The organism is Mesorhizobium sp. WSM1343, assembly GCF_055901535.1.
In genome coordinates, this window is the sequence record NZ_CM148370.1 from 3,017,613 (window position 1) to 3,029,444 (window position 11,832).

The 11,832-nt window shown below is 64.0% G+C and carries 11 protein-coding genes; 5 read left to right on the plus strand and 6 right to left on the minus strand.

Annotated elements, in window-relative coordinates:
• Nucleotides 1-199 precede the first annotated feature (199 nt).
• Complete coding sequence (gene abc-f, locus AC0NIL_RS14600; RefSeq protein WP_473540409.1) at nucleotides 200-1,822, plus strand: ribosomal protection-like ABC-F family protein; 1,623 nt, start codon at nucleotides 200-202, stop codon at nucleotides 1,820-1,822.
• Nucleotides 1,823-1,825: 3 nt separating this feature from the next.
• Here abc-f and AC0NIL_RS14605 read toward each other — a convergent pair whose 3' ends face one another.
• Entirely contained in the window at nucleotides 1,826-2,266 is a 441-nt protein-coding gene (locus AC0NIL_RS14605) for a lipid-binding SYLF domain-containing protein (protein WP_024501715.1), read from the minus strand.
• Nucleotides 2,267-2,523: 257 nt separating this feature from the next.
• Here AC0NIL_RS14605 and AC0NIL_RS14610 point away from each other — a divergent pair, with 257 nt between their 5' ends.
• The 4 genes from AC0NIL_RS14610 (at nucleotide 2,524) to AC0NIL_RS14625 (ending at nucleotide 6,467) form a co-directional block, all read left to right on the plus strand.
• On the plus strand, nucleotides 2,524-2,880 hold the full coding sequence (locus AC0NIL_RS14610) for a hypothetical protein (protein ID WP_024501714.1): 357 nt from the start codon (nucleotides 2,524-2,526) through the stop codon (nucleotides 2,878-2,880).
• Nucleotides 2,881-2,912: 32 nt separating this feature from the next.
• Nucleotides 2,913-3,059 (plus strand): hypothetical protein, encoded by a 147-nt coding sequence (locus AC0NIL_RS14615; protein ID WP_263499075.1) that lies wholly within the window; start codon nucleotides 2,913-2,915, stop codon nucleotides 3,057-3,059.
• Nucleotides 3,060-3,333: 274 nt separating this feature from the next.
• Complete coding sequence (locus tag AC0NIL_RS14620; RefSeq protein WP_013530643.1) at nucleotides 3,334-4,323, plus strand: TAXI family TRAP transporter solute-binding subunit; 990 nt, start codon at nucleotides 3,334-3,336, stop codon at nucleotides 4,321-4,323.
• A gap of 86 nt (nucleotides 4,324-4,409) precedes the next feature.
• Nucleotides 4,410-6,467 (plus strand): TRAP transporter permease, encoded by a 2,058-nt coding sequence (locus AC0NIL_RS14625; RefSeq protein WP_224674550.1) that lies wholly within the window; start codon nucleotides 4,410-4,412, stop codon nucleotides 6,465-6,467.
• 306 nt (nucleotides 6,468-6,773) lie between these two features.
• Here the strand turns inward: AC0NIL_RS14625 and AC0NIL_RS14630 are convergent, their stop codons facing one another.
• The 5 genes from AC0NIL_RS14630 to AC0NIL_RS14650 form a co-directional block, all read right to left on the minus strand.
• Complete coding sequence (locus tag AC0NIL_RS14630; RefSeq protein WP_013530645.1) at nucleotides 6,774-7,019, minus strand: MoaD/ThiS family protein; 246 nt, start codon at nucleotides 7,017-7,019, stop codon at nucleotides 6,774-6,776.
• Nucleotides 7,007-9,277: a xanthine dehydrogenase family protein molybdopterin-binding subunit gene (locus tag AC0NIL_RS14635; protein ID WP_013530646.1), complete on the minus strand. Its 2,271-nt coding sequence runs from the start codon at nucleotides 9,275-9,277 to the stop codon at nucleotides 7,007-7,009. The genes AC0NIL_RS14630 and AC0NIL_RS14635 overlap by 13 nt, the downstream gene beginning before the upstream one ends.
• A gap of 1 nt (nucleotide 9,278) precedes the next feature.
• On the minus strand, nucleotides 9,279-9,755 hold the full coding sequence (locus AC0NIL_RS14640) for a (2Fe-2S)-binding protein (RefSeq protein ID WP_275952595.1): 477 nt from the start codon (nucleotides 9,753-9,755) through the stop codon (nucleotides 9,279-9,281).
• Nucleotides 9,755-10,615 carry an FAD binding domain-containing protein gene (locus tag AC0NIL_RS14645; RefSeq protein WP_027160812.1) on the minus strand — a complete coding sequence of 287 codons (861 nt, stop codon included), beginning with the start codon at nucleotides 10,613-10,615 and terminating at the stop codon, nucleotides 9,755-9,757. Before AC0NIL_RS14645 ends, AC0NIL_RS14640 begins: the two co-directional genes overlap by 1 nt.
• 183 nt (nucleotides 10,616-10,798) lie before the next feature.
• Nucleotides 10,799-11,824: a GlxA family transcriptional regulator gene (locus tag AC0NIL_RS14650; RefSeq protein WP_275952596.1), complete on the minus strand. Its 1,026-nt coding sequence runs from the start codon at nucleotides 11,822-11,824 to the stop codon at nucleotides 10,799-10,801.
• Nucleotides 11,825-11,832: the final 8 nt, after the last annotated feature.

Consider the following 11,832-nt stretch of genomic DNA (forward strand, 5'->3'; position numbering starts at 1 on the left):
ATGACAGGCGATGTTTTCGCGATTTTTTCCCGGATGTTGAATCTTGTTTCTGGAGTGTGTCTGGCGGTGAAGCTGCCAATCTCCCCCACGAGGGGGGAGATCGGCGGAGTGCGGCGCTTGCGCCTCTTCCTTTGCGGCTATCCTTCGCGTAAGGCGCCGGGCAAATCGTTTCACGCAAGCAAAATTCCCCGGACACCGCATGATCAGACTTGAAAGCATCAGCAAGCAGAACGGCCGTCAGCTTGTCTTCGTCGAAGCGTCGGCGTCCCTGCAGAAGGGCGAGAAGGTCGGCCTCGTCGGGCCGAACGGCGCCGGCAAGACGACGCTGTTTCGCATGATCACCGGCCAGGAGCAGCCAGACGAAGGCCAGGTGCAGGTCGATCGCGGCGTCACCATTGGCTATTTCAGCCAGGATGTCGGCGACATGGAAGGCCACAGCGCTGTCGCCGAAGTGATGAACGGCGCCGGGCCGGTCAGCGAAGTCGCGGCCGAGATGGCAGCGCTCGAGGCGGCCATGGCCGATCCCGAGCAGGCCGACCAGATGGACGAGATCATCGAAAAATACGGCGAGGCGCAGCACCGCTTCGAGGAACTCGACGGTTATGCGCTGGATGGCCGCGCCCGCGAAGTGCTGGACGGTCTCGGCTTTTCGCAGGAGATGATGGACGGCGATGTCGGAAAGCTGTCCGGCGGCTGGAAGATGCGCGTGGCGCTGGCCCGCATCCTGTTGATGCGGCCCGACGCCATGCTGCTCGACGAGCCGTCGAACCATCTCGACCTGGAGAGCCTGATCTGGCTGGAATCCTTCCTGAAGAACTATGACGGCGCGCTGTTGATGACCTCGCACGACCGCGAGTTCATGAATCGCATCGTCAACAAGGTGGTCGAGATCGACGCCGGTTCGCTGACCGCCTATTCCGGAAACTACGAATTCTACCAGCAGCAGCGGGCGATCGCCGACAAGCAGCAGCAGGCTCAGTTCGAGCGCCAGCAGGCGATGCTGGCCAAGGAGATCGCCTTCATCGAGCGCTTCAAGGCGCGCGCCTCGCATGCCGCGCAGGTGCAGAGCCGGGTGAAGAAGCTGGACAAGATCGACCGCGTCGAGCCGCCGAAGCGCCGCCAGACCGTGTCCTTCGATTTCCTGCCGGCGCCGCGCTGCGGTGAGGATGTCGTGACGCTGAAGAACGTCCACAAGGGCTATGGCAGCCGCAGCATCTATGAGGGGCTCGATTTCCAGGTCCGCCGCCGCGAGCGCTGGTGCATCATGGGCGTCAACGGCGCCGGCAAGTCGACGCTTCTGAAGCTGGTCGCCGGCGCTTCCGAGCCCGATACCGGCACGGTCGCGCGGGGCCCAAGTGTCAAGATGGGATATTTCGCCCAGCACGCCATGGAGGTGCTGGAAGGCGAGCGCACTGTGTTCCAGACACTGGAAGACGCGTTCCCCCAGGCCGGCCAGGCGCCGCTCAGGGCACTCGCAGGCTGCTTCGGCTTTTCCGGCGACGAGATCGAGAAGAAATGCCGTGTGCTGTCAGGCGGCGAGAAGGCGCGGCTGGTGATGGCGCTGATGCTGTTCGACCCGCCCAACCTTTTGGTGCTGGACGAGCCGACCAACCATCTCGACATCGCCACCAAGGAGATGCTGATCACGGCGCTGTCGCAGTACGAGGGCACCATGCTGTTCGTCTCGCACGACCGGCATTTTCTGGCGGCGCTTTCCAACCGCGTGCTGGAACTGACGCCCGAAGGCATCCACACCTATGGCGGCGGCTATACGGAATATGTCGAGCGCACCGGGCAGGAAGCGCCGGGCCTGAGGAGCTAGCCCTTACCGCAGCGAGATGCTCATGCCACTGAGGTCGGCGTTGACCTGCAGGCCGACCTGCCTGCCTGTCAATTCGAGCTGGGCGCCCTTGTCATTGGTCATGACGATCACCTGAGCCCCTTTGCCAAGCGCGCCGCCACCGCCCGCCGCACCATAGACCCCGGTCACATCCCGCGCACGTTTGATGTGGCGCACGGTACCTCGGAAATAGGTCTTGGAAACGCCGAAGGCGAGACCGCCCGAGACGCCGCCGACCGAGATGGGATAGCGGCGGCCATGGAAGGTCAGCGTTCCTTCGCCTCCGGAGCCACCGACGAAGAAGGCCGCCTTGTAGACGGCGAAGCGGATGGTGCCGCTGTCGGCATGCGCGGCGCTGGCAAAGCCGATGCTTGCGGTGGCGATGGCGGCAACCGCGATGGAACGAAATCCGGATGAAATCTTCATGGTGAGAACTCCTCAATGTCGCCGCTTTGCCGGCCGGGATGTCAGCGTGGGATCAAAGTTACAACTGAACAGTCTCGCCCGTGGTTTGGTTCCAGGCCCCGTGATTTGGTTCCAGGCATCGTTCGAATCCGGCTGCGGGAAGGCCGGGGAGAGGGCGGCGGGTTGCGGAGGGTGGGGAGGGCACCTGACCGCAGCTATCGCCTTGTGGGATGAACAGGTCTATGCAGGCCCTTCACAAGGCTTAGGAGAGGCTTCGGATGAGAAACGCAATCTGCCTCGCATTGACTGCGGCAGTGGCTGGGTGCGCGACCTCCCCGGTCGACTATGAGGCGTCGCTTTCGCAGCAGGACCAGAAATGGGCCTCCCCGGCATGCCAGCAGGCCCGCAGGGCGGCTTCGGATTACGAGGCTCGCGAGAAAGAGCATCCGGGATGGGGTTTCGGCGTCCTGCTTGGTCCATACTCGATGGGGCTCGTAGCAGCCATCAAGGAGCATGAGCAGAAGCAACGAAAGCTGTTCGCCCGCGAAGTGCACCTGCAATGCTCAAGCCTGCCGCTGCCGAAGGAACTGCAGGGCGATTTGAACCCTGCCGTACCGCCGACCAAGTATCCATAGACTGCCGCGCCTTCCGGGCGGAAGGCGCCGGGGTGGCCGCCGTCATTGGCGGCACCTCGATCTTCGGGGGCCGCGGTGTCTACACCGGCACCATCCTCGGCGCCCTGATCCTGACTGTGCTGACGACGCTCTTGACCATCCTGCAGATGCCGGAGGGGGCAAGGCGACGGCTTATTTGAGGGTTGTGGAGGGAGAGATAGGGGCGGGTTGAGGTGAATGGCTGCGTTTGGGCCGAATTCAGACAGGCAGCTTTTTGGCGCAAGGATGCGAACTACTGCCGTTCAACCAATGATAAAGGCTCAGATCGAATTTTGGTGCTTCTTCAAAATTTGCACCTATTGAGGATGCGCCACGGCCAGCCCGCGAGGACCGATCCGCTCTCAAAAAGCGTGTACAGGTTGACAACACCTTGGCCGCTGCAACATCCTGCCGGTTTTTAGACTGGGAGGTAGCATGACTATTTCGATCAACCGCCGCACCTTTTCCATAGGCGCGGGCGCTCTGGCTTTGGCTGCGGCCGGATTTTCGCCGGCACGCGCGCAGCAGGCGTTTTTCCGCATCGGCACGGGCGGAACGTCCGGCACCTACTATCCGGTGGGCGGCCTGATCGCCAACGCCATCTCGGCAACCGGGGCGGCCGGCGTCGAAGGCTTGGTCGCCACCGCCACGTCCTCCAACGGTTCGGTGGCCAACATCAGCGCCATCCAGTCGGGCGCGTCCGAATCGGGCTTCACGCAATCCGACGTCGCCTACTGGGCGCATTCGGGCACCGGCCTCTATGAGGGCAAGCCCAAGATTGACGACCTGCGCCTCATCGCGACGCTTTATCCCGAGACGATCCATTTGGTCGCGCGTGCCGACGCCGGCATTAAGTCGGTGGCGGATCTCAAGGGCAAACGCGTCTCTCTTGACGAGCCGGGCTCCGGCACCATCGTCGATGCGCGACTTGTGCTTGGCGCTTACGGTCTGGCTGAAAAGGACGTGCAGCCCGAATATCTCAAGCCTGGCCCGGCCGGAGAGCGGCTGCAGGATGGCGCCATGGACGCTTATTTCTTCGTCGGTGGTTATCCGACCGGCGCAATCGTTGAGCTTGCCACCACCAACAACATCACGCTGGTGCCGATCACCGGCCCCGAGGCCGACAAGCTGCTGTCCGAGCAGAAGTTCTTCTCCACCGATACCGTGCCGGAAGGCACCTACAAAAATGTCGGCGAAACCAAGACCATTTCCGTCGCCGCTCAATGGGTGACCAGCGCCAAGCAGACCGACGACCTCGTCTACAAGATCGTCAAGTCGCTTTACAGCGACGAAACCCAAAAGGCCCTGCAGGCAGGCCACGCCAAGGGCAAGCTGATCACGCTCCAGAACGCGGTTACCAGCGCTGGCATTCCGTTTCATCCCGGCGCAGAGAAATTCTACAAGGAAGTCGGCACCCTGAAATAAGAGCCATTTGGACCGGCTGACAACAACGAGGCGGAAGGGATGCTTTCCGCCTCTTTTGTCTGGAAATTCAGGACACGGAACCGGCCATGAGCGATGACGACAAGATCAAGCTTTCCGCAATGGAGTTCGATGAGGAGAACGCTCGCGAACTGGAGGAGAAATTCGACTCCGAAATCCGCTTCCGGCCACTGACCCGTGTCGCGGGCTGGCTGGTCGGCTTCCTCCTGGTGGCGCTGTCACTGTTTCACTACTACACCGCCGGTTTCGGCCTGCTGCAGGAAATGCTGCACCGGGGCATCCACCTGTCGATGGTGCTGGCGCTGATCTTCCTCGTCTTCCCGCTGGTGAAGAAAAGCTACGACCAGCCCGCGCGGTCCAGCCTCCTGCGGCCGCTCGGCATACCCCTTTTCGACTGGCTGCTGGCGATCGCTGCGGTCGTCGTCGTCATGCACGTGCCTATGATCCCGCTCGACGACCTTGCCTTCCGCGTCGGCAATCCCACGGCGCTCGACGTGGTGTTCGGCCTTATCCTCATCCTGCTTCTGCTGGAGGCGACGCGCCGCTCCGTCGGCATCCCGCTGCCCATCATCGCCGTCGTCTTCATGGCCTACGCGCTGTTGGGGCGGTACATGCCGAGCATTCTGGTGCACCCCGGCGCGTCCGTCTCCCAGCTTGTCGATCACCTTTATCTGACGACGCAGGGCATCTACGGCATCGCGCTCGGCGTCGTCGCCACCTACGTCTTCCACTTCGTGCTGTTCGGCGTCTTCGCCACCCGCATTGGCCTCGGCCAGCTCTTCCTCGACTGCGCGGCGTGGGTCGCCGGCCGCTACGCCGGCGGTCCCGCCAAGGTGTCGATCTTCGGCTCGGCGCTGTTCGGCATGATTTCCGGCTCGTCGGTCGCCAACACCGTTACCGTCGGCTCCCTGACCATCCCGGCGATGATCAAGCTCGGCTACAAGAAACATTTCGCCGCAGCGGTGGAAGCGGCGTCCTCGACCGGCGGTCAGGTGACGCCGCCGATCATGGGCGCAGCGGCCTTCCTGATGATCGAATTTCTCGAACTGCCCTACACGACCATCATCCTTGCCGCCATCGTGCCCGCCTTCATGCACTTCTTTGGCGTGTTCATGCAGGTGCATTTCGAGGCCAAGCGAACCGGCCTCAGGGGGCTCAGGCCGGACGAGATGCCCGATGTCGTCGAGGCGCTGAAGCGGGACTGGCCGACGATCATCCCGCTCGTCGTTCTCATCGGCGTGCTGCTCTCGGGCTACACGCCTTACATGGCCGCCTTCTGGGGCATCACCTTGTGTATTCTCGTCGGCTTGCTCAATCCGCGCCGGCGCATGTCGGTCGCCGACATCGTGACGTGTCTGCGCGACGGCGCCAAATATGCGCTCGCAGTCGGAGCCGCTGCCGCAACCGTCGGCATCGTCGTGGGCGTCGTCACCCTGACCGGAGTGGGCTTCAAGCTGTCCTACATCGTCACATCGACGGCCGGACACCTTTCCCTTCTCTTCGGCACCTTCATCCCCGAGGCGATCTTCTCGGCCCAGGGCCTGACCCTATTGTTCACCTTGATCATGACTGGCGTCGTCTGCATCCTGATGGGCTGCGGCATCCCGACGACCGCGAACTACATCATTATGGTGACGATCGCGGCGCCGGCGCTTGTCATGCTCGGCACCGAGCCGATCGTCGCTCACTTCTTCGTGTTCTACTACGGACTGCTGGCGGACATCACACCACCGGTGGCGCTGGCGGCGTACGCCGCCGCTGGCATGGCGGGGGCGGACCCGTTCAAGACCGGCAACACCGCCTTCCGGCTGGGGATGGGTAAGGCACTGGTTCCTTTCGTGTTCGTCTTCTCACCGTCCCTGCTGCTGGTGACGAAGGATTTCACCTGGCCGAACTTCTTCCTCGCCTTTTTCGGCTGCGTGCTGGGCATCACCTGCCTGGGCGCCGCGCTATCGCGCTATCTTCTGGTGCGCACACGCCCATGGGAAAACGTGCTGCTCGTGTTCGCCGCCCTGCTTCTGGTGGCACCCGAACTCTATTCCTCGCTACTCGGCGTGGCGCTTTTGGTCCCGGTCCTGCTGCGCCATTGGAACGCACGCCACACTGAAGAGGCGCAACCAGTCTGATCAGCGCCGCTCCAACGCAATCCTTCTCGGGGTTTTCGACGTCGCGCATATGCGGTGGGCGGACGGAAAGATGAGAGGGCCGACCATCGAGTCCATGACATTCCGCTGCGGGTTCTCGGCGCCGAGCGAGCTTCAGCCTAGTCGCGAAGATGTCCGCTCGTGAGAAGAGGCGATGAGCCGTGGCGATGACCGGCATGGGGCGCAAATCAGACCCTCCTCCCGGTCGAATCCAACAGCGGTTTTTGGCCTTCTTAGAATTACGGGAATTACGGTGACAGTGCACCTTTTACCCTGCCATGTGTCCGCCTATCCCCCCGCCAGCCGCGGCAGCAAAAAAATCTCCGCCCCCTGCGGCAGCTTCTTCGACCACGTATCGCGATAGATCGTCCCGTCGATGGCAACCGCGATGCCCTTGTCGATCAAGGGCTCGAGGCCGGGATACTGTTCAGCCAGCTTCCTGAACAGCTCCCTTATGTCCTTGGCCTCGATCTCGACCTTGCTGTTGCCTCCGGCGGTCGCGGCGAGCGAGCCCCAGAGCGTTACTTCGACCATTCCCGTTCCGCCTCGATCGCCGCCAGGATGCGCGGCGGCGACATCGGGATGTGCGTCATGCGCACGCCCGCGGCGTTCGACACCGCATTGGCGATCGCCGCCAGCGGCGGCACGATCGACGTCTCGCCGACACCGCGCACCCCGTAGGGATGATTGGGGTTGGGGATTTCGAGGATCTGGGTGTCGATCATCGGCAGGTCCGAACAGACCGGGATGCGGTAGTCGAGGAAGCCGGCGTTCTGCAGCCGCCCGTCCTTGCCGTAGATATACTCCTCGTTGAGCGCCCAGCCGATGCCTTGCGCGGCACCGCCCTGGTACTGTCCCTCGACATAGGTCGGGTGCACCGCCTTGCCGGCGTCCTGCACGACCGTGTAGCGGATGACCCTGGCGGCGCCGGTATCGGGATCGACCTCGATATCGCAGATATGGGTGGCGAAGGAGACGCCGGCGCCATCGGCGACGAGCTCGCTGTGGCCGGCGATCGGCCCGCCGGTCTTGCCCGACTCGACCGCGATCTCCTTCAGCGACAGCTTGCCGAGATTGCCGTGCTTCTCGCCCTTGGCGATCGCGTGGCCCTTTTCCCAGACCACGTCGTCGACGGCAATGTCCCACATCTGCGCGGCGCGCTCGCGCAGGATCAGAATCGCATTGCGGGCGGCCGAGATCGTCGCCATGGAAGAGGAGAAGGTGCCGCGGCTGCCGTCCGTCATGTCGTTGTAGCCGAGGCTGGACGTGTCGGCGACGATCGCCTTGACCTGAGAATAGTCGATGCCCAGTTCCTCCGCCGCCACCAGCGACAGCGACGCGCGCGAACCACCGACGTCGACTGTGCCGACGGCAAGCGAGACCGAGCCGTCCATGCCGATGTTGAGGTCGGTGCAGGTCTGGCCGCCGAAGTTGAACCAGAAGCCGCAAGCCATGCCGCGGCCCTGGTTCTTGCCCAGCGGCGCCTTCATGTGCGGATGGCTCTTCACCGCCTCGAGCGTCGGGCCGATGCCGATCGGGCCGTAGACCGGACCGTAGGAGGACCGTGTGCCTTCCTGCGCGGCGTTTTTGATCCGGAAGTCGACCGGGTCCATGCCGATCTTCTTGGCCAACTCGTCGACGGCGCTTTCCACCGCGAAGGCTGCCATGGGTGCGGAAGGCGCGCGATAGGCCGCGGTCTTCGGCCGGTTGACCAGCACTTCGTAGCCGACCGTCTTGACGTTATCGAGCTTGTAGCAGGCGAACGCGGTCATGGCGCCGATCTCGGCCCAGGAGCCGGCATACGGGCCGCAGCTGTAGCGCAGCGTCGCTTCGGCGGCGGTGATCGTGCCGTCCTTGCGGGCGCCGATCTTGACGTCGATCGAGGTGGCGCTGGTCGGGCCCGAGGCGCGGAACACCTCGTCGCGGGTCATCACCAGCTTCACCGGCCGTCCTGCCTTGCGCGACAGCGCCAGCGCCACCGGCTCGGCCCAGACATGGGTCTTGCCGCCAAAACCGCCGCCGATCTCCGAGGAGGTGACGCGCAGTTTCGAGGCTTCCATGCCAAGCAACTGGGCGCAGTGCTGGCGGTAGACGAAATGGCCCTGCGTGCACACCCAAAGGTCGGCGGTGCCGTCGGAACTGAAATTCGCCACGCAGGCATGCGGCTCGATATAGCCCTGGTGCGTCTGCTCGGTCTTGAAGGAGCGCTCGACGATGAAGTCGGCCTGCCCGAAACCCTGATGGACATCGCCATGGCCAAACTGGCTGCGCTTGGTGACGTTGGAGGGTTTTACCGGTTTTTCCTCAAGGCCCTCGGTGAAGATGGCATCATTGATCAAGGGCGCCGTGTGCTTCGCCGCCTCGTCGACATCGGTGACGTGCGGCAAAAGCTCGTACTCGACCTCGATGAGCTTCAGCGCCTGCCTGGCGGTGCGGGCGTCGATCGCGGCGACCGCGGCCACCGCGTGGCCGTCATAGAGCGCTTTCGTGCGCGCCATGCAATTGTCGAGGACGTCGTACATGGCGGCATCGCCATCGGTGAGGTCGGGCAGGTCGGCCGCGGTGATCACCGCCTTGACGCCGGCGAGCTTTTCCGCTTTCGACGTGTCGATCTTGACGATCCTGGCGTGGGCGTGCGGGCTTCTCAGAACGCGCCCGACCAGCTGGCCGGCCATGTTGAAGTCGGCGCCGTAGCGCGCGCGGCCCGTCACCTTGTCGATGCCGTCGGGACGGATCGGACGTGTGCCGACGGAGGCGAATTTACGTCCGGAAAAACGTGGATCGAAATTCATCTCAGGCTCCCTTCATCACGATGGCCGCATCCTGGACGGCGCGCACGATCTTGTCGTAGCCGGTGCAGCGGCAGAGGTTCCCGGCAAGGCCGAAGCGGATTTCCTCCTCGGTCGGGTTGGGGTTCTTGGCCAGGAGGTCCTTGGCCGCGATCAGGAAGCCCGGCGTGCAGATGCCGCATTGCAATGCGGCGTGCTCGAGGAATTTCTGCTGCAGCGGGTGCAGCGTATCGCCATGCGCCATGCCCTCGATGGTCTCGACGCGACGGCCTTCAGCCTCGGCGCCGAGCACCAGGCATGAGCACACCAACCGGTCGTCGAGGATGATCGAGCAGGCGCCGCAGTCGCCGGTGCCGCAGCCTTCCTTGGCGCCCGTCAGCCCCAGCCGATCGCGCAGGACGTCGAGCAGCGTCTCGTCGGGCTGGCACAGATACTCGACAGCATCGCCGTTGATTGTCGTTGAAACTGCAATTCCAGCCATCATTTGCCTCCTGCACGTGCATAGGCTGATGTGGCGGCCCGCTGGGCCAGCACACCCGCAACTTTTCGTCTGAATTCGATAGTGCCGCGCTTGTCGTCGATGGGACGGCAGGCGCCCGCACAGACCTTGGCGAGCCGCTCCAGCGTCGCCTCGTCCAGCCTGGAGCCGACGAGCACCTCCGCGGCCTCTTCAACCAGAAGCACCGTCGCCGCCACGGCGCCCAGCGCCACGCGGGCCGATTTGACGACACCGTGCTCGTCGAGCGTCAGGTTCACCCCGGCGCTGACCACCGCGATGTCCATCTCGGTGCGTGGAATGAAACGCAGATAGGCATCGCCAGACCGCGGCTCGCGCTTGTCGAGCAGGATCGCCTCGATGATCTCGCCTTTGGCCAGCGACGTCTTGCCCGGCGCGGTCGGCACGCTCTGGACGGGGATCGTGCGCCGGCCCGCCGGCCCGACGACCACTGCCTTGGCGCCGGCGGCAACCAGCGCCGGCACGCTGTCGGCAGCCGGCGAGGCGTTGCAGAGATTGCCCACGATGGTGCAGCGGCCCTGCACCTGCTTGGAGCCGATCAGCTTGGCCGCCTCGACGACACCAGGCCATGCCTTCTTGAGGGCGGTGTTCTCTCCCAGGACGGCGCAAGGGACCGCGGCGCCGATGCTGAAGCCTTCAGCCGTCTCCCGGATCTCGCTCAAGCCATCGATCGCCTTGATGTCGACGATCAACTCTGGTTCGGCAAAGCCGCCCTTCATCCTGACCAGGAGGTCGCTGCCTCCCGCGAGGATGGCGGCCGTACCAGCCGACCCGGCCAACTGGCCAACGGCATCTTCTATTGAAAGCGGACGTATGTAGCGCATCGTCTCCCCTTGGTCATCGCGATTTCAGCGACCGTTATAAACAGTCTCCTCATAATGGCTATCCGGTTCGTCATCTGCGGCGATTAGGCCAGGCGCCGCAATATCCAGTCCAACAGGCCGAAAGTGGCGCACTGAATGGCAGCAACCGGCTTTGGGTCGATTTTCGTGAAACTTCGGTCTGGATCAAGTGCGCTCATTCGCTTTTGTCCGCTTTTGGACCGGAACGGCCCTTAAGCCGGCAGAGCCGCTGCTTGGCCGCCCCGGCTGAAGCTCCCTGTGTTCGGCGGCCGCCCGAAACGCCTGCGGCGGCTGGCCAAGGGTACGCAGGAAGGCGCGCCGCATGCGTCCGGGATCGCCAAAACCGGCGGCTTCGGCGATGCGCTCAAGCGGGAGATGGCTGGTCTCGATCGCCGTGCGGGCCGTCTCGAGGCGCATGCGCTCTACCGCCTTTGCCGGCGTGAAGCCGGTCTCGGACTTGAAGGCGCGGGCGAAGTTGCGGGGACTCATGGCCGCGTGATCGGCCAGGCATTCGACGGTCAGCGGTTCGGCCAGGTTTGCCCGCACCCACTCGATCAGCGCGGCGAAGCGGCCGGTTCGCCCGCCCAGCTCGACGAAGGCCGAGAATTGCGACTGGCCGCCCGGCCGGCGCTGGTGCATGACGATCTGCTGTGCGGTGCGGCGCGCCACTTCAGCGCCAAGGTCATCTTCGACGAGGGCAAGCGCCAGGTCTATTCCGGCCGAGATGCCGGCCGACGTCCAGATGTCGCCATCCCTGATGAAAATACGCTCGGCATCCAGCCTGACCTTCGGGTAGCGGCGGTGGAAGTCGTGACTGCTGGCCCAGTGCGTGGTGGCGCGGCGGCCGTCGAGCAATCCCGCCCGTGCCAGCAGGTACGCGCCGGTGCAGACGCTGGTGGTGCGCCGCGCCGGCACCCGCCTCAACCAGGCGACGATCTCTTCCATCGCCTCGATGGAACGGATGATTTCGCCGCCCGATACGATGACGGTGTCGAAAGGGCCGTCGCGCAGAGGTCTGGTGAGAAGCTTCAGGCCAGAGGAGCTTTCAACGTCGCCGCCGCCGGGCGACAGCAAAACCAACTCATAGCTGTCCGGGCGGCAGCGCTCCGCAATCTCGAAGACGGTTGTCGGCCCGGCCGCATCCAGAAGCTGGAAACCGGGGTGAACGACGACGGCAACGTGCCTGCGCATGGCAGTAT

Bases quoted from the DNA above. Each gene is read 5' to 3' on its own strand.
- abc-f (WP_473540409.1), top strand. From the start codon at position 200: ATGATCAGACTTGAAAGCATCAGCAAGCAGAACGGCCGTCAGCTTGTC.
- AC0NIL_RS14605 (WP_024501715.1), bottom strand. From the start codon at position 2,266: ATGAAGATTTCATCCGGATTTCGTTCCATCGCGGTTGCCGCCATCGCC.
- AC0NIL_RS14610 (WP_024501714.1), top strand. From the start codon at position 2,524: ATGAGAAACGCAATCTGCCTCGCATTGACTGCGGCAGTGGCTGGGTGC.
- AC0NIL_RS14620 (WP_013530643.1), top strand. From the start codon at position 3,334: ATGACTATTTCGATCAACCGCCGCACCTTTTCCATAGGCGCGGGCGCT.
- AC0NIL_RS14625 (WP_224674550.1), top strand. From the start codon at position 4,410: ATGAGCGATGACGACAAGATCAAGCTTTCCGCAATGGAGTTCGATGAG.
- AC0NIL_RS14630 (WP_013530645.1), bottom strand. From the start codon at position 7,019: ATGGTCGAAGTAACGCTCTGGGGCTCGCTCGCCGCGACCGCCGGAGGC.
- AC0NIL_RS14635 (WP_013530646.1), bottom strand. From the start codon at position 9,277: ATGAATTTCGATCCACGTTTTTCCGGACGTAAATTCGCCTCCGTCGGC.
- AC0NIL_RS14640 (WP_275952595.1), bottom strand. From the start codon at position 9,755: ATGGCTGGAATTGCAGTTTCAACGACAATCAACGGCGATGCTGTCGAG.
- AC0NIL_RS14645 (WP_027160812.1), bottom strand. From the start codon at position 10,615: ATGCGCTACATACGTCCGCTTTCAATAGAAGATGCCGTTGGCCAGTTG.
- AC0NIL_RS14650 (WP_275952596.1), bottom strand. From the start codon at position 11,824: ATGCGCAGGCACGTTGCCGTCGTCGTTCACCCCGGTTTCCAGCTTCTG.